This is a genomic window from Methylobacterium sp. J-026 (assembly GCF_022829585.1).
Lineage (GTDB): Bacteria > Pseudomonadota > Alphaproteobacteria > Rhizobiales > Beijerinckiaceae > Methylobacterium.
Genome location: NZ_JAKSYC010000110.1, coordinates 16,758 through 32,989, shown reverse-complemented (window position 1 = coordinate 32,989; position 16,232 = coordinate 16,758). Strand labels below are relative to the sequence as shown.

Below are 16,232 nucleotides of genomic sequence, written 5' to 3'. Positions count from 1 at the left end.
CTGGGACCGATCTCGCACCCGCAATAGCGCCGACCGGCCGTCCCGCGCAAAGGCGCTGTGTCCCGGGGCGTGCCCCGCCCCGCCCCCGACGGCCGAGGATGGCCGCTGCGGCGAAGGTCAGTCCTGGCCGCCCTCCTCCGACCACCGCGCGTACCACGCCTTGAAGATCCGCAACTGATTCTCCGCGTAGTAGCGCTGTCCGGCGCTCAACGCGTCGGAGGCGTTGAAGTGGAGCGCGTATTCCGCGTTCCCCTCCAGCACCATCAGGTGCTTGTAGTACAGGACGAGGTCGGTCCCCTCGTCGAAGCTCGACAGGATCGCGAGGGCGGCGTCGAGCTCCTCCGCCCGCCGCCGGGCCAGGACGGCGCCGGCGGCCGCCTTCTCGCACAGGGCGACGAGGTGCAGCACCTCCCGCGGCAGGACGTTGCCGATGCCCGTGATGGCGCCCCGGGCGCCGCAATTGACGTAGCCGTGCACCACCTGCGTATCCACCCCGACCATCAGGGTGATGTCGGGCGCCTGGCCGGTGATGTGCTCGGCCGCGTAGGTGAGCGCCTGGGCGCCGCCGAACTCCTTGAACCCGACGAGGTGCGGGTACCGGTCGCGCAGGCGGAAGAACAGTTCCGCCCGGGTCTCGAAGCCGTAATAGGGGCTGTTGTAGATCACCGACGGCAGGTCGACGGCCGCCTCCAGGATGCCGGCGAAATGGGCCTCCTGCGCCGCCGCCGAGCTGCCGCGCGACAGGACCCGCGGGATGATCATCAGGCCCTGCGCCCCGGCCGCCTTGGCGTGGGCGGCGAGCGCCGCTGCCCGCTTCGGGTTCTGCGCGCCGGTCCCCACGATCACCGGGACGCCTTCCGCCAGAAGCCGCTCGACGCCCGCCATCCGCTCCGCGTCGGTCAGCAGCGGCCAATCGCCCATCGAGCCGCAATAGACCACCGCCGACATCCCGGCATCGACGAGGTCCCGCCCCTTCCGGGCGAGGGCGTCGAGATCGGGCGTGCGGTCCGGCCGGCAGGGCGTCATCAGGGCTGGGATCGTGCCGGAGAAGATCTGTCGGTCGGAGGCCATCGCCGGCTCGTCTGCTGGGAGGGGGATCGTCCCCGCCGGCCTGGCGGCCTCGCGGGACGGCGCGTCTCCCCATGGCAGCAGCGGGCGATTCGGGCAAGGATTTTATACAATCAACCGCGGGATCTATGGCGTTGGCGCCGTGCCCAGAAAGGCCATCAGCGAGGCGGCGACGTGGTCGATATGGTCGGCCAGGAGGGCGCAGGCGGCCGAGGCGTGACCGTTCCGGCACAGCCGGACGATCTCCCGATGCTCGCGGTCCGCCCGCTCCAGCTCCGCCGCATCGGTGGAGAGCTGCAGGCGCGTGTAGCGGTCGCACTCCGCCAGCAGCGCGCCGACGATCCCGAGGGTGCGGGGGCGGTCGGCCCGGCTGTACAGGAGCAGGTGCAACTCCGTGTTGAGGGTGCCCCAGCGCGCGGTCGCCCCGTCGCGCAGCGCCGCCGCGTAGTCCTCCAGCAGGGCGTCCGCCCGATCGAAGTCGTCCCCGGTCAGCCGGGGCGTCGACAGGGCGAGGAGGCGTGGTTCGAGAACGCCCCGGAGTTCGAGGGCTTCGGCCGCGTCCGCCGGCGAGAGCGGGGCCACCGTCGCACCCCGGTGCGGGTGGATCCGCACGAGGCCCTCAGCCTCGAGCTGAAACAGGGCTTCCCGGACCGGGATCCGGCTGGCGCCGAACTCCGACGCGAGGCCGTCCTGGCGCAGCTGCGACCCGGCCGGATAGCGCCCATCGAGGATGCGCCGCCGGATCTCGAACCCGATCGAACTTGCGATGGTCCGGTTCTTCATGGTTCGCTCCCCATCCGTCCCGGAAGCGCCGCGGGACCCTTGACGGCAGCACTTGGGTGTTGAAATTGTATAAAATCGATCGGGCGTCGGGGCTCGATCCGGAAAGGGTGCCCGCGATGACGCTCGACCGCCGCCAGCTTCTGGCTGGGACCGCCTGCGCGGCCGCCGCCAGCCTCGGCCGCCCGTACGTCGCCCGGGCCCAGCCCGGCGGTAGCGTGCTGCGCTTCATCCCGTCGACGCCGCTGCCGTCCCTCGATCCGATCGTCGCCACGAGCTACGTCATCCGCAACCACGGCTACCTCGTCTACGACACGTTATTCGCCACGGACGAGAACTTCCGGATCCAGCCGCAGATGGTGAGCGACTGGCAGACCGCGCCCGACGGCCTGCGCTGGACGTTCCATCTCCGGGACGGCCTCAGCTTCCACGACGGCACCCCCGTCGAGGCCAAGGACTGCATCGCGTCCATAGCGCGCTGGTCCAAGCGGGACGCGTTCGGGCAGACGCTCGCGGGCTTCGTGGCGGAATACGGCCAGGCGGACGCGCGGACCTTCACCATCAGTCTGAAGCGGCCGTTCCCCCTGCTCCCGGCGGCTTTGGGCAAGCTGTCGTCCAACGTGCCCTTCATCATGCCGGAGCGCATCGCGCTCCAGGACGCGTCCAAGCCGATCGCCGACGCCATGGGCTCCGGGCCCTGGCGCTTCGAGGCGCGGGAATGGATCCCGGGCCAGAACGCGATCTACACCCGCCATGCCGGCTACCGGCCCCGGGAGGAGGCGCCGTCCTGGGCGGCCGGCGGCAAGGTCGCCAAGGTCGACCGGATCGAGTGGCTGGCGATCACGGAGGCTTCGGCGGCGGTCGGCGCGATGATCCAGGGCGCGGTCGACTGGTACGAGCAGCCGGCGATCGACCTGATCCCCGTGCTCAAGGGCAAGCCGGGGATCGAGATCCGCAACGTGCCGCTCGGGCTGATCCTGCTGATGCGGTTCAACCACACGCAGCCGCCGTTCAACAATCCCGAGATCCGCCGGGCCGTGATGATGGCCATGAAGCAGGACGACTACATGCAGGCGGTGGTGGGCGACCCGGACTACTACCGGGAGGCCAAGACCTTCTTCACGCCGGGCTCGCCGATGTCGACCGGCGCCGGCGGGGGCGCCGCCATGCAGGAGGACCTCGCCAAGGCCAAGGCGATGCTCGCCAAGGCCGGCTACAAGGGCGAGACGGTCGTGCTGCTCGCCCCGGCCGACCAGCCCATCGCCTACAACCAGTCGCTGGTGACCCAGGACCTGCTCAAGCAGCTCGGGATGAACGTCGACCTGGTCTCCACCGACTGGGGCAGCTTCATCGCCCGCCGCGGCAACCGCGGGCCCGTCGATGCCGGCGGCTGGTCGGTCTTCCACACCCTGTGGTCGGGGGCGGACGTGCTGAACCCGGCCCTGCACCCGCTGATCCGGGCCAACGGTCCGGCCGCCTGGTTCGGCTGGCCGGACGACCCGACGCTGGAATCGCTGCGGAGCGAATGGATCGCCACGGGGGACGAGGCGCAGCAGAAGGCGCTGGCCGCACGCATCGAGGCGCGGGCCTTCGAGGTCGTCCCCTACGCCCCGGCGGGGCTCGTGCAGCAGCCGATGGCCGTCAGCACGAAGCTCAAGGGCATGGTCATGGCCCCCGTCCAGTTCTTCTGGAACATCGAGAAGACTGGCTGATACCAGTCGCCCATGAGGCTGACGCCTCGTGGGCGAACCGCCGGATGAGCGGCGACGCGCGTTCGCGCTTGCCGACGGCCGAACGCTGGAAGAGTCCGTGTCTACGGCCGTCGGTATGATCGGGGATTCCAAAGGGCCGTGTCCCTTTGGTGGGGTGTCGGGGTGAAACCCCGACGCGTCAGCCCGTGGGAGCCGCCCCCTTCCCGGACACCCCCGCTTGCGCGAAGGTCGCCATGCCGGTGTGGCAGGCCAGCGCCCCCTTGAGCATGCCCATCGCCATGGCGGCGCCGGAGGCCTCGCCGAGCCGCATGCCGAGCGCCAGCAGCGGCACGAGGCCGAGCCGCTCCAGAACCTCCGCATGGACGCCCTCCGCCGAGACGTGGCCGGCGAGGCAATGGTCGAGGGCGGACGGGTCGGCGGCGTGCAGCACGGCCGCCGCGGCGGTCGCCACGTAGCCGTCGATCACCACCGGGATCCGCTGCAGCCGGGCTGCCAGGATCGCCCCCACCATGGCGGCGATCTCCCGGCCGCCGAGGCGGGCGAGCATCTGGAGCGGATCGCCGAGATGGCCGGCATGGTGGGCGAGCGCCGCCTCCACGGCCGCGACCTTCCGGCTTAAGCCCTCCCGGTCCACGCCCGTGCCGTGCCCGACCCAGTGGGCGGGATCGCCGCCGAACAGGGCGGCATAGAGGGCGGCGGCCACCGTGGTGTTGCCGATGCCCATCTCGCCGATGCCGAGGCAGTCGGTGCCCGCGGCCACCGCCTCCATGCCGAACGCCATGGTGGCGACGGTGGCGCGCTCGTCGAGGGCCGGCCCTTCGGTGATGTCGCCGGTCGGCAGGTCGAGGGCGAGGTCGAACACCTTGAAGCCGAGCCCGTAGGCCGCACAGATCTGGTTGATCGCGGCTCCGCCCGCCGCGAAATTGTCGAGCATCTGCCGGTTGACCGCGTCCGGGAAGGCCGAGACGCCCCGCCGCGTCACCCCGTGGCTGCCGGCGAAGACGCAGACCAGGGGGCGATCGAGGCTCGGCGGCGCCTTGCCCTGCCAGGCTGCCAGCCAGGACACGAGGCTCTCCAGGCGCCCGAGGGAGCCCGCGGGTTTGGTCAGGGTGGCGTCCCTTGCGGCGACGGCGTCCTGCGCCTCCTGGTCGGGTCCGGGCATCGCCCGCAGCAGGTTGCGGATATCGTCGAACGGGCTTGCCTCGGTCATGGCGGCGATGATTTCCTGTGGGCGCGGGCAGACGGAGCCGGATCGGGGCGGGTATACCGGGCCGGCCCGCGCCACCGGCGGGCGGTGCGGGAGACCGCGATGGACAGGCAGACCGGCGGCGAGGCCGACTGGCCCGGGCGCGGCGCCCTGTACGACCTCGCCGGGTGCGTGCGGTTCTACTCCCGCCTGCCCGTGCCGCAACTGCCCGGGGAGCCGGATCCGCATCGCAGTCCGGATTTCACCCGCCTGCCGCGGATGCTGCCCCTGGCCGGCGTGATCGTCGCCCTGCCGGCCGCCCTGGTGCTGGCGGCGGGTTGGTGGATCGGGCTCGGGCCGTTCCTGGCGGCGACGCTTGCCGTCGCGGTCCTGGTGGTGGCCACGGGGGCCCTCCACGAGGACGGCCTCGCCGACGTGGCGGACGGTTTCGGCGGCGGCACGACCCGGGAGCGTCGCCTGGAGATCATGCGCGACAGCCGCATCGGCGCCTATGGCGGGGCGGCGCTGGTGCTGGCGTTGGCCCTGCGCATCGGCGCCCTGGCGACGCTCCTCGACCGCACCGGCTACGCGGCCGCCACCGCGCTCGGGCTCGCCGCCGCTGTGTCGCGGGTCGCCGCCCTGGCCCCGATGGTGCTGCTGGAGCCCGCACGCCCGGGGGGGCTCTCCGCCTCGGTCGGACGCCCGGATCGGGCGAGCCTCGCCACCGCCCTCGGCCTCGGCGCGGGTCTGGCGCTCGCCGCCGTTCCGCTCGGCCTGCCCTTCGGCGGCGTCGCGCTGATGATCCCGTGCGCGGGCCTCGCGGCCCTGGGCCTGACGCGGCTGGCGCGGCAAAAGATCGGCGGCCAGACCGGGGACGTGATCGGCGCCTGCCAGCAGGTCTCCGAGATCGCCGCCCTGCTGGCCCTGGTCGCGGCGGCGGCGGGGTGACGCCCCGGCCGCGGCGCCCTGATCGGTCATGACCTGGCCACGATCCGCCGGCCAGGGTTTTCGGATGCCGCCCGCGCAAAAACCCTCCTCCCCCTGCACCGGGGTCTGCGTGCTCGAACCCGTCACCGGGCTGTGCCGCGGCTGCGGCCGGACCCGCGACGAGATCGCCGCCTGGGGCAGGATGTCGGAGCCGCAGCGCCGCACCGTCATGGCCGGGCTCGGCGCCCGGATGCGCGCGGCCCACCTGACGCCGCCGGAGGTGGCGCTGCCGTCATGATCCTGATCGGGCTCGCCGCCCTCGCGCTGGTCCTCGCCGCCCTCGTGCTCAGCGACGGCAGCGACAGCGTCGGCGGCCTGATCGGGCAGGACCAGCTCGCGAGCTTCGCCTGGACCGGGATGATCCTCATCCTGGTGGTGGCCGGGTTCTGGCGGACGTTCACCGCCTCGCTCGGCGCGAACCTGCGCGCGCTCCTGGCCTGGGCGCTGATCGGCCTCGCCCTGATCATCGGCTACGGCGAGCGGGATCGGATCCGGGGCCTCGGCGCCCGGGTGGTCGGTGCGGTGCGGCCCGGAACCGCGATCCCGGGCCCTGACGGTGCCGTCACGATCGTCCGGCGGGCGGATGGCGAATTCCGGGTCGAGGCCGAGGTGAACGGCCGACCGCAAGCGTTCCTGTTCGATACGGGCGCGAGCAGCGTCGTCCTGACCGCCGAGAACGCCGCCGCCCTCGGCCTCGCACCCGCCGCCGCGGCGTTCACGGCGCGCGTGTCCACGGCCAACGGCATCGCCTACGCGGCGCCGGTCCAGCTCGACTCGCTCAGCATCGGCCCGATCACGGAGCGGCGGCTGAACGCCATGGTGGTCAAGCCCGGCGCGCTGTCGGCCAATCTACTCGGACAGAGCTTCCTGCAACGCCTGTCGGGCTATGCGGTCCGTGGCGACCGCCTGATCCTGAGCCCGCCCTGACGGGCCTTCGGCTCAGGCCGCCCGCGCCGTGGGCACCTCCCGGGAGACCAGCGCCACGGCCTCGCGCAGGGTCGAAAGCCCGGCCTCGGGCCGCAGCCCGTGGGTCGAGAGGTGGCGCCGGTAGGCCCGGGCGCCGGGCCGGCCGTTGAACAGCCCGAGCATGTGCCGGGTCACCGCGTGGAGGCGCTCCCCGCCGGCCAGGATCGCGGCGATATACGGCTCGAACGCCTCGACCGCCGCGAAGGCGTCGGGGGCCGGTGCGGGGGTTCCGAACAGCGCGGGATCTACGCCCAGAAGCAGGGCCGGCTCGGCATAGGCGGCGCGGCCGACCATGACGCCGTCGACCTCGGCGAGGCGGGCTTGGGCGGCGTCGAGATCGCGCAGGCCGCCATTCACCGCGAGCGGCAGGCTCGGCAGACGCTGCTTCAGCCGTGCCGCCCGGCCGTAATCGAGCGGCGGCACGTCCCGGTTCTCCTTGGGTGAGAGGCCCTGGAGCCAGGCCTTGCGGGCATGGACGATCACCCCGTCGACGCCCGCGGCCACCACCGCGTCGGCCAGGGCGTCGAGGGCCGCCTCGGGATCCTGATCGTCGACCCCGATGCGGCACTTGACCGTCACTGGCACGGCGACCGCCGCCTTCATGGCGGCCACGCAGTCGGCGACCAGGGCCGGCTCGCGCATGAGGCAGGCGCCGAAGCGGCCGTCCTGCACCCGGTCCGAGGGGCAGCCGACATTGAGGTTGACCTCGTCGTAGCCGAATTCCGCAGCGATCCGCGCGGCCCGCGCCAGCTCTGCCGGGTCCGAGCCGCCGAGCTGGACGGCGACCGGGTGCTCGACCTCCGAGAAGCCGAGCAGGCGCTCACGCGGACCGTGCAGCACCGCCCCCGTTGTCACCATCTCGGTGTAGAGCCGCGCGTGCGCCGAGAGCGTCCTGTGGAACGCCCGACAGTGGCGATCCGTCCAGTGCATCATCGGGGCGACGGAGAAGCGCCAGCCGGCGAGAGGGTCAGGGTCTTTCGGGGCGGCAATCACGTGCTGTCGCTTTCGTCATGTCCCGCGCCTCACCGTGCGCCATCGGGCCTCGGATGGATCGCCATCCACCCGTGTTGTGCGTGCCGCGCCGCGATGGGACGCCCGCGCGTGAGATCCGGGCGTTGGGTTATCATGCCCGGATAGTCCTCAAAAGAGCGGGGGGCGGCTCGTCGCGGAAGCGGGCCTGCGGCCGGCGCGTCGAGGAGACACCCTGTATCTTCTCCCGGGCCCCTGCGGCCGGCCCTGCGCGCCAGCGTCTTGACCGGCCCGCAATCACCGCCCGCCGGATGAAAGCCTGCCTCCGTGACGGCGGCGCGCGTCGAACCGGCCGGGATCCATCAGAACGCGCGCCCCCGAAGCGACCGCCGGTTCAGCCCCGGAGCCCGTCACCCCCCTCCCCCGGGCGGGCCGGTCGGCCAGGGCAAAGCCCCGACGCCGAGCTGGCCATTCAAGCCGCCGATCGCGGCGGTGTCGACACGGCCACCGCCGCGATCGGGGCATTCGCATCGGCGTGATCGACGCGCAGACGGGCCGTCGCCCGTCGAGGGCACCGATCAACCTGCACATTCCCTCACGCTCGATGGCTGGTGATATAATTCGATCCCTCAACGAAACATAGGATACTTTTTCAGCGAAGGCGAAATCCAAATAACTGAACGCCAAAGACATGTTTTACAAATTGAAAAAAACGAATTGAACATCAAAAAATCTCTAATGTGAAACAGAGATTGTATGAAATTTTTGAGACGCGGAAAAATAAGATACAAAATTGCCTATTATAAAAATCTACCTGCGTAATGAAATAATACAAATGGAATATTTGCTTCAAAAAAACCAAAGTTTACTTGATTGGTTGTTATAACAACCCTTGGTTTTCTCGGCTTAACTTGACAGAGCGACGATTTTTGAAGCTAAGCACACCCCTTCAGCGTAACGGCGGCGGGGTCGATCGCATGCATCAACCGCTCAGATTGCTCCTATCCGGCCCTGGCTTGATCGGCCTCGTCCATGCGGCGCGAATCCGCGAGCGGGACGATTGCGTCCTGGCCGCGATCGTCGCTCCGGACAGGAACGGCCACCGCGACGCCGCCGAGGGCATCGGGGCCAGTTTCCACACCACCATCGAAGACGCGCTGGCGGGCTCCCGCTTCGATGGTGCGATCATCAGTTCACCCAACGGGAACCACGGCCCGCAGGCGCTTGCCTGCATCGCAGCCGGTCTGCCGACGCTGGTGGAGAAGCCGCTATCCGATGACCTCGTCACCGCACAGGCGATCGTGGAGGCGTCGGAGAAAAGCGGCGTGCCGGTGATGACTGGACATCACCGGGCGCACAGCCCGTTGCTGCAGCGGGCCCGCGCGTTCGTCCAGGCGCCGGAATTCGGCCGGCTGGTGACCGTCCAGGGCTCGGCCCAGTTCTACAAGCCCACCGAATATTTCGCGGACGGACCTTGGCGAAGCAGGCCGGGCGGGGGGCCGGCCCTCATCAATCTGATCCACGAGATCGGCATCATGCGGTCGCTATGCGGCGAGGTGGAGCGTGTTGTCGCGCTCGCCAGCAATGCCGTGCGGGGGTTCCCCGTTGAGGACACCCTCGCGGTGGGGCTGCGCTTCCACAACGGATGCCTCGGCACTTTCATCCTCTCGGATGTCGCAGCCAGCAGCAAGAGTTGGGAGATGACCAGCGGCGAGAATACAGCATATCCATACTATGAGGATGAATATGCCTACCATCTGGCGGGTACAAATGGATCGCTCGATTTCCAAAGTATGAAGGCAAGACTTTATTCGAGTGCCGAAGCACCATCCTGGTGGCGACCCTTCGAGAGCCGCGAACTCGAGACCGACCGGGCCGACCCGCTGGAGCGCCAGATCGCCCATTTCATCGACGTGATCCGCGGTCGGGCCACGCCGCTCGTGTCTGCACGGGATGGCTACAACAACATGGTGGTGCTGGACGCGATCCTACGGGCCGCGAAGGACGGCCGGACCGTCGTTGTGCCGCACTAAATGTACCCAGATCTATCAGTGCTCCCGAGCACTGCAGAACGGAAACTTGGATTATGAGACCGGTACTCTTGCTGGATCCGGCGTTCTCCGCGCTGCCCATATACGATTACCTTGCTCATAGGGGCATGGACCTCTGGGTCATGGGCTCGCGCGCAGATGACATCCTGGCCAGGAAGGCCGGGGCCCGTTGGGTGCAGCAGGACTATAGCCAACTGGAGGCCGTGAAGATCTGGCTCCGCGAACACCATTGCGGACTCGTCGTTCCGGGATGCACGGATGTCTCGCTCGCGGCCGCGGCCGCCACCGCTGTCTCCCCCCATATCGATCCGCCGTCCGTGATCGACGTCCTGAGCGACAAGAGGAAGTTTCGCGAACTCTGCCGCGAACTTGGCTTACCAGCGCCCCCCGTGGTGCCTGAGACCGCATTTCCCCGCGCCGGTCTTTTCATCTGCAAGCCGGCCGATTCTTTCAGCGGGCGCGGTATCACGATCTTCGACGGCAACAATCTTGGAGATTTCGCCGCCGCCCGTCGTGCGGCGACCGGGACGAGCCCGACCGCCTCGATCCTCGTCGAGGAGTTTATCGCCGGTCCGCTCTACAGCTACACAGTTTTCGTGGAGCAGTTTGAGGCCACGCAGGCTTTTTTCGTCCAGGAAGGTTCCTCCGCCAACCGTTTTGCCGTCGACACGAGCTTCGTCGTCCGGGACATGCCCGCGGCGCTGGCATCGGCTTTCGCCGCCTATGTCCACCGGATCAGCGAGTACCTCGACCTGAAGGACGGGCTTCTCCACATCCAGTTCGTCCTGCGGGACGGGCAGCCGTACCTCATCGAGGCGACCCGCCGCTGCCCCGGCGATCTCTACGCGCTCCTGATCGAATACGCGACAGGTTTCCCCTACGCAGCCCGCTATGCGTCCTACTTCATCGGGGAGACAGTGACGGGCTCCTCGGATCTCGACCGTTTCGTCGTCCGGCATACGGTCACGTCGACTCGAAGCGGCATCAATTCCGGCTTGGAATTGAAGCATCCGCTGCCGCTCCGCGCCTTTTATCCGATCCAGCGAATGGGCGAGGCCCTTCTTCCGGATCAGAAGGCCAGATCTGGCGTCCTCTTCCTCGAAACGACTTCTGCCGAGGCCGCAAACGATCTCTACGAGTCCTTTTTGAGCCGCGAGATCTACGAAGATTGTCCGACGACGGAGGATCAACTTCCAAAGGAGGGGTATGATTAGGGATGTGCTTGCGTATAATTAAGTATTCGGCTTGCACACAATTTCAACGGTCAAATTCAAATGATGCCGGCATTCTCGCATCCCATCTTCATAACCAAGCCGATGTTGCCGCCTCTGTCGCAACTGTCCTCGGGGATGGAGCGCGTCTATCAGAGCGGAAACGTTACGAATATGGGCCCCATGCATCAGGAATTGGAACTCGAACTGCGCGCCGTGCTGGGCGGCCATAATTTAGTCTTGTACAATAACGGCACGATCGCGCTGATGGCTGCGTTGCAGGCGCTTGACCTGCCGCCCGGCTCTGAAGTCATCACGACTCCGTTCTCCTTTGCAGCCACCACCCATTCCATCAAGGCCGTCGGGTTGCAGCCGGTCTTCGCCGATATCGAACCGGAACACCTGACCCTCGATCCTGTCGAAGTTCGCAAGAAGATCACGGATCGCACCCGCTGCATCCTGGCCGTGCACGTTTACGGATTCCCGTGCCGGCTCGATGAACTTGCCGCCATCGCCGCGGAGCATGACCTTCGGCTCATCTACGACGCGGCGCATGCCTTCGCCGCGACAGTCGGCGGTCGATCCATCGCCGATTTCGGTGACGCAAGCGTGTTTTCTTTCCACGCCACAAAACTCTTCAACACGATCGAGGGTGGAGCGGTGAGCACCGGTTCACTAGAGCGCTACGACCGTCTTAAAAACTACCGGAATTTCGGCATCATAGACGAAGATACCGTGGATAGCGTCGGCTTGAACGGCAAAATGAGCGAAGTCCATGCTCTCTTCGGGCTGTTGAATCTCCGAACCTACCAGCAGGAATTGTCCCGGCGCCGGGATGTCAGGGCGATTTACACCGAAGAGCTATCGCCCGTGCGGCAGGTCCACATCCCGGATTATCCCGCCTGCGTCGGCGGATCTTATCAGTATTTTCCGATCAGGATTGAGCAATTCCGAGATGTGATATATCACGAACTTAAAAGATTTAATGTATTCAGTCGCAGATATTTCTACCCGCTCATCGCCGATTTCAAACCCTATCGCCACCTCGCTCCCCTCGACAGTCTACCGGAGGCCAGGAAGGCAGCCCAGGACGTTCTCTGCTTGCCTTTCTACGGTGATCTGGCAGATGGAACGGCGCGCAGTATCGCTCACTTGGTGCGATCCATCATCGACAGGCATGCGCGATAGGCCAACACGGCGGCTATCGTGGAGGCCGCAGGGTGTAACGGCAGGTTTCACGGAGCGCCTGTCGTACATCATCGTTCATGCGAGGTAATTTATGCGCGGTTCAGCGTCGAATTATGACTTGAGATCGCTCGATCCTGACGTCATGGAGCTCGTGAAGAAGAATTTCGATCCCTATTTCTACTTAATAAAAAATCCGGATGTCAAGAAATCCGGGTTGGATCCGTTCACGCATTTCCTTCAAAACGGCGCTTCCGAGTTGCGAGATCCAAATTCCGGGTTCTCGACTGCCGCCCATATGAAGGCGCACAAAGATGCAATTCCCGACGGGATGCATCCGTTCGTTTATTATCTTACGGCGCTTCGAGGCGAAACGACGATTGACGACCTTAAAAGTCAGGTCAAAGAGATCGAGCATTACTTCGATCGCGATTTCTACTTGGGACAAAACTCGGATGTCAGCCAAGCCGACTTCGGTCCGGAAGAGCATTATCTGCTCCACGGTCAAGCTGAGGGACGCGACCCCAGCGCGAGCTTCGCGACGCGCTGGTACCGGGCGCAGTACATGGTCGGTGAACCAGCCGCACTTAACCCGATGCTTCATCTCATCCGGTATGGAATGGACCGCGTATATCCGGCCCGCCTAGTCGTGTCAGATGAGGAGCTCGTCGCGTTAGAAGCCGGCTTCGACGCGGATTTTTACCGTCGCAGCTATCTGGATCCGTCCGAGACCTCGATTGAGCCCATTCGACATTACCTCACGATCGGGTGGTTGCTCGGATTTGATCCGAATCCAAATTTCTCGACGTGGTTTTATCTCAAGATTTATCGCAGTCGGCTCAAAGTCGGCACCAATCCGTTCGTGCATTACATGCTGCAAGGCAAGCAGGAGAACTATGTCAGTTCGCACCGGCTCTCTGAAGCCGAACGGCTGCCTGAGTTGTTCGAGGCCTTCGATCCCGATTTTTACTTGAGATGTCATCCAGAGATCCGAACTGTGGGCCTCGATCCGTTCGAGCACTACATGCTCATCGGGTGGAAAGACGGTTGGGATCCGAATGCTGAATTCTCGACGATTTTCTACGCGAGAGCTTATGCCGATGTAACCGAATCGGGCCTTGCGCCGTTCTTGCATTATGTAAAACATGGCCAGCAACGTGTTGCCAAGTCACGGCGACCTTACCTTGAGGTGGCGCCTGGAATCGACCGCTTCTCAACGGATCAGATCTTCGCCCGCTATCAAGATATGACGTTCCCTCTACATCTTGAGACAACAAAGCGGCTCATCGTCATGGTTGTGCCGCAACACGATGCCATGAGTGGAGGCATCTTCTCGATGTTCTCGATCGCGAAGACTCTTCGGAGCTTGAAGCGGGAGCACGGCTATGACGTCGTCGTGATGACCGCTCCGAACCTCGAGGGGGCGACCTATGCGCGACAGACAAATTTCCGCAACGATGAGAATGTGTTTCGATTCGATCAGCTTACATACTGTCAGGGCGTTGAGGAATTATATATTCATATACCGGAGTATACTGCACCAGGATTTATTGATCGATACTCGGGGGACGTCATACGCTATCTGTCATCGCGGAAAAGATTATATATCAACTTGCTTAATCAGAACATCGAACTCATGCCGGATGCCAGCACCTTCGTGGCGTTGCGTCGCTTTGCCGACGAGCTCAGTCAATCGGTCGCGCATCACGCCTACTTCAACCAGGCGGAAGCCGATCGCCGAAATCTGCCGACCTTGCTGCTGCCGGCTTATACGGATCTCCGCGGTTACCGAAAGATTCCGGCAAAGCATAAGAGCGAGCTTATGATCTACTCGCTCGATGACGCTATTTACAAGACGAGCTGTCTGAAGCGTGTGCGGGAGGCGTTCCCGCATTGCCAGCTGATCGAGGTGCGCGGCATGCCCTTCGATCATTACATGGAGTTGGCGACCCGCTGTCGCTTCTCGATCTCGTTTGGCGAGGGCTTCGATGGCTACGTTGCACAGCCGATCTTCCAAGGCGGTATTGGGATAACGATCTTTCGCAAGGAGTTTTTCCCATCGGAAGATTTTCTGCGGTTCCCCAATTTCTTTGAGAGCGCAGAAGCTCTGATCGATGGTATCGTCCCGTTGATGACGCGCTTAGGGCGGGATTGTGCCGCCTACGATCGTCTCAACCATGCCCTGGTCGCCGAATACGACAAGCTCTACAGCTTGGAAGATTATGAGCGACGGGTGAGCATGCTGGCCGAACGGAAGTTCGAGATCTTTCCTCGGCGGATGGTCTGATCGCGGCGGCTCGAGGCGGCCGCTGTCGCAGGTGCCGGGTCACCCACGCCGCACCGTGGCGTCCGGTCGTTCGGGCGCGCACGGGGAGACCCGCGTGCCGTTCCGGCCGCGGCGGCGCCCCGACCCGGTCGCGGATGGTTCGCCGCGACCGGGTCTCCCGCGCGCGATCGAGGGGCGCTGTCAGAGCACCGGCATCGCCCCCGCCACCGTGATGAGCGCGCCCGACGTATAGCTGCTCTCGTCCGAGGCCAGCATCACGTAGGCCGAGGCGAGCTCGGCCGGCTGGCCGGGGCGACCGAACGGCACCTGGCTGCCGAACGAGGTCACCGCATCCTGGCTCATGCCGGACGGGATGAACGGCGTCCAGATCGGCCCGGGCAGCACGCCGTTCACGCGCACGCCCTTCTCGGCGAGCAGCTGTGCCAGGCTGAGCACCATGTTGCTCAGGGCGCCCTTGGTGGCGCTGTAGGCCATGAGCGACGGCATCGGGTGCTTCGAGTTGACCGACGAGGTGAAGATCACCGAGCTGCCGGGTTTCAGATGGGCGAGCGCCGCTTTGGTCACGTAGAACGGTCCGAACACGTTCGTGCGGAAGTGATTCTCGAAGATGCTGTCGTCGATGGCGTCGAGACCCTGGTTCGGCTGCTGGAACGCGCCGTTGTTGACCAGCACGTCGAGGCGCCCGAAACTCTCCACGGTGCGGGCGACGATCTGGCGCCCGTAGGCGGGATCCTTGAGGTCGCCCGGCAGGAGCAGCGCGCGCCGGCCCGCCTTCTCGATCCACTGGCCCACCGCCTCCGCATCCGCCTGCTCCTCCGGCAGGTAGGAGATAGCGACGTCCGCGCCCTCCCGGGCGAACGCGATGGCGACCGCGCGGCCGATGCCGCTGTCGCCGCCGGTGATCAGCGCCGCCTTGCCGGTGAGCTTGCCCGAACCCGCATAGCTCGCCTCGCCGTGATCGGGTTCCGGGGCCATGCGGCCGGTCTTGCCGGGGAAGCTCTGCGGCTGCGCCTCGAAGGGCGGGCGGGGGTACTTGTGCAGCGGGTCGGTGGTCACGCGTCGTCTCCGTTTGGAATGCCGGTCCAACCAGGAAGCCTCCGGGGTGTTCCGGCCCTGCGGCACCTCCGCGCCCGCGGCTGCGGGATGTGCCTGTCCGGCGCGACGACACGGAACCCGGCCCAGACGGCGCATCGACACAGCGCAGCAACAGGCGCCCGTCAGTCTCGGCGCGGAGGAGACGCCACGATGACTGAATTCCAGCCGGAGGATCGCGCCGCCCGCGTGATCGATCGTGTCCTGCTCGGCGCAGCGATGCTCTCGCTCACCTTCGGCCTCGCCACGGGCCTCTGGGGCCTGCTGCAGTGAGCCCGGTGCGGGATGCCGCCGGGATGTGCGGCACGTGATCCGGATCGGACAACCCGGCCGGCGCCGGTCGGGGATCGACCGCACCGCCGCCGCACTGATCGCCGTCGGACTCACGGTCCTCGTGCTCGCGCTCCTGCTCGCGGGTTTCCCGTGACGGGCTGCGGCGCCGGGGCGTGGACGCGATGCTGAACCGAGCCGTGCTTGCGGCCGTCGTGCTCGCGGCGGCCGCGTTCCTGATCTACTTGGCCAACCTCGCCCGCGAGGCCCTGTCGCCGAACGAGCCCTACGCCGCCAGCATCGGGCTGACCCTCGACCAATGTATCGCCGCGCAGGACGGTCTCTCGACCGCGGAGGCCCGCGGCTATTGTCGGCGCCCCGTGCCGAAGCGCCTCTGAATCGCCCCGGATCGCACGCGGTCCGGGGGGCCGGGATCGCCCCCCGGAAATGGGGACCTCCCAACGCCGC

The 16,232-nt window shown here is 66.4% G+C and carries 14 protein-coding genes; 9 read left to right on the top strand and 5 right to left on the bottom strand.

Translation table 11 applies throughout. The features are described from left to right. Positions 1–117: 117 nt before the first annotated feature. Positions 118–1,071, bottom strand: a complete 954-nt coding sequence (locus tag MKK69_RS10520; RefSeq protein ID WP_243967746.1) for a dihydrodipicolinate synthase family protein — start codon at positions 1,069–1,071, stop codon at positions 118–120. Between the two features lie 123 nt (positions 1,072–1,194). After that, complete coding sequence (locus tag MKK69_RS10515) at positions 1,195–1,851, bottom strand: GntR family transcriptional regulator (protein ID WP_243967744.1); 657 nt, start codon at positions 1,849–1,851, stop codon at positions 1,195–1,197. A 116-nt stretch (positions 1,852–1,967) separates the two neighbouring features. Here MKK69_RS10515 and MKK69_RS10510 point away from each other — a divergent pair, with 116 nt between their 5' ends. Next, positions 1,968–3,560, top strand: coding sequence for an ABC transporter substrate-binding protein (locus tag MKK69_RS10510; RefSeq protein WP_243967743.1), 1,593 nt, complete (start codon positions 1,968–1,970; stop codon positions 3,558–3,560). 178 nt (positions 3,561–3,738) lie between these two features. On the opposite strand, the gene cobT is transcribed toward MKK69_RS10510, so the two are convergent. Beyond that, positions 3,739–4,770 carry a nicotinate-nucleotide--dimethylbenzimidazole phosphoribosyltransferase gene (gene cobT, locus MKK69_RS10505; protein ID WP_243967742.1) on the bottom strand — a complete coding sequence of 344 codons (1,032 nt, stop codon included), beginning with the start codon at positions 4,768–4,770 and terminating at the stop codon, positions 3,739–3,741. A 99-nt stretch (positions 4,771–4,869) separates the two neighbouring features. Here cobT and cobS point away from each other — a divergent pair, with 99 nt between their 5' ends. From cobS to MKK69_RS10490, 3 genes are all read left to right on the top strand, one after another. Next, positions 4,870–5,694: an adenosylcobinamide-GDP ribazoletransferase gene (cobS, locus tag MKK69_RS10500; protein WP_243967741.1), complete on the top strand. Its 825-nt coding sequence runs from the start codon at positions 4,870–4,872 to the stop codon at positions 5,692–5,694. A 64-nt stretch (positions 5,695–5,758) separates the two neighbouring features. After that, a complete protein-coding gene (locus tag MKK69_RS10495) occupies positions 5,759–5,971 on the top strand; it encodes a DUF1289 domain-containing protein (RefSeq protein WP_243967781.1) in 213 nt (70 codons plus the stop codon). Continuing rightward, a complete protein-coding gene (locus tag MKK69_RS10490) occupies positions 5,968–6,660 on the top strand; it encodes a TIGR02281 family clan AA aspartic protease (RefSeq protein WP_243967740.1) in 693 nt (230 codons plus the stop codon). Before MKK69_RS10495 ends, MKK69_RS10490 begins: the two co-directional genes overlap by 4 nt. A gap of 12 nt (positions 6,661–6,672) precedes the next feature. On the opposite strand, the gene dusA is transcribed toward MKK69_RS10490, so the two are convergent. Further along, positions 6,673–7,692, bottom strand: coding sequence for a tRNA dihydrouridine(20/20a) synthase DusA (dusA, locus tag MKK69_RS10485; protein WP_409564795.1), 1,020 nt, complete (start codon positions 7,690–7,692; stop codon positions 6,673–6,675). 953 nt (positions 7,693–8,645) lie between these two features. Between dusA and MKK69_RS10480 the strand changes: the two genes are divergently transcribed. The 4 genes from MKK69_RS10480 to MKK69_RS10465 all read left to right on the top strand — a co-directional run bounded on the left by MKK69_RS10480 (position 8,646) and on the right by MKK69_RS10465 (position 14,402). Beyond that, complete coding sequence (locus MKK69_RS10480) at positions 8,646–9,701, top strand: Gfo/Idh/MocA family oxidoreductase (protein ID WP_279598300.1); 1,056 nt, start codon at positions 8,646–8,648, stop codon at positions 9,699–9,701. Between the two features lie 125 nt (positions 9,702–9,826). After that, complete coding sequence (locus tag MKK69_RS10475; protein ID WP_243967738.1) at positions 9,827–10,933, top strand: ATP-grasp domain-containing protein; 1,107 nt, start codon at positions 9,827–9,829, stop codon at positions 10,931–10,933. Positions 10,934–10,993: 60 nt separating this feature from the next. Next, on the top strand, positions 10,994–12,118 hold the full coding sequence (locus MKK69_RS10470) for a DegT/DnrJ/EryC1/StrS family aminotransferase (RefSeq protein WP_243967737.1): 1,125 nt from the start codon (positions 10,994–10,996) through the stop codon (positions 12,116–12,118). Positions 12,119–12,260: 142 nt separating this feature from the next. Then, positions 12,261–14,402 (top strand): hypothetical protein, encoded by a 2,142-nt coding sequence (locus MKK69_RS10465; RefSeq protein ID WP_243967736.1) that lies wholly within the window; start codon positions 12,261–12,263, stop codon positions 14,400–14,402. 180 nt (positions 14,403–14,582) lie between these two features. Here MKK69_RS10465 and MKK69_RS10460 read toward each other — a convergent pair whose 3' ends face one another. Next, on the bottom strand, positions 14,583–15,458 hold the full coding sequence (locus tag MKK69_RS10460) for an SDR family oxidoreductase (RefSeq protein WP_243967735.1): 876 nt from the start codon (positions 15,456–15,458) through the stop codon (positions 14,583–14,585). 491 nt (positions 15,459–15,949) lie between these two features. Between MKK69_RS10460 and MKK69_RS10455 the strand changes: the two genes are divergently transcribed. Further along, complete coding sequence (locus tag MKK69_RS10455; RefSeq protein ID WP_243967733.1) at positions 15,950–16,162, top strand: hypothetical protein; 213 nt, start codon at positions 15,950–15,952, stop codon at positions 16,160–16,162. Positions 16,163–16,232 lie beyond the last annotated feature (70 nt).

Coding starts and splice junctions, on each gene's coding strand:
- MKK69_RS10510 (WP_243967743.1), top strand. CDS start 1,968: ATGACGCTCGACCGCCGCCAGCTTCTGGCTGGGACCGCCTGCGCGGCC.
- MKK69_RS10455 (WP_243967733.1), top strand. CDS start 15,950: ATGCTGAACCGAGCCGTGCTTGCGGCCGTCGTGCTCGCGGCGGCCGCG.
- MKK69_RS10495 (WP_243967781.1), top strand. CDS start 5,759: ATGCCGCCCGCGCAAAAACCCTCCTCCCCCTGCACCGGGGTCTGCGTG.
- cobS (WP_243967741.1), top strand. CDS start 4,870: ATGGACAGGCAGACCGGCGGCGAGGCCGACTGGCCCGGGCGCGGCGCC.
- MKK69_RS10470 (WP_243967737.1), top strand. CDS start 10,994: ATGATGCCGGCATTCTCGCATCCCATCTTCATAACCAAGCCGATGTTG.
- MKK69_RS10520 (WP_243967746.1), bottom strand. CDS start 1,071: ATGGCCTCCGACCGACAGATCTTCTCCGGCACGATCCCAGCCCTGATG.
- cobT (WP_243967742.1), bottom strand. CDS start 4,770: ATGACCGAGGCAAGCCCGTTCGACGATATCCGCAACCTGCTGCGGGCG.
- MKK69_RS10465 (WP_243967736.1), top strand. CDS start 12,261: ATGGAGCTCGTGAAGAAGAATTTCGATCCCTATTTCTACTTAATAAAA.
- MKK69_RS10515 (WP_243967744.1), bottom strand. CDS start 1,851: ATGAAGAACCGGACCATCGCAAGTTCGATCGGGTTCGAGATCCGGCGG.
- MKK69_RS10480 (WP_279598300.1), top strand. CDS start 8,646: ATGCATCAACCGCTCAGATTGCTCCTATCCGGCCCTGGCTTGATCGGC.
- MKK69_RS10475 (WP_243967738.1), top strand. CDS start 9,827: ATGGACCTCTGGGTCATGGGCTCGCGCGCAGATGACATCCTGGCCAGG.
- MKK69_RS10490 (WP_243967740.1), top strand. CDS start 5,968: ATGATCCTGATCGGGCTCGCCGCCCTCGCGCTGGTCCTCGCCGCCCTC.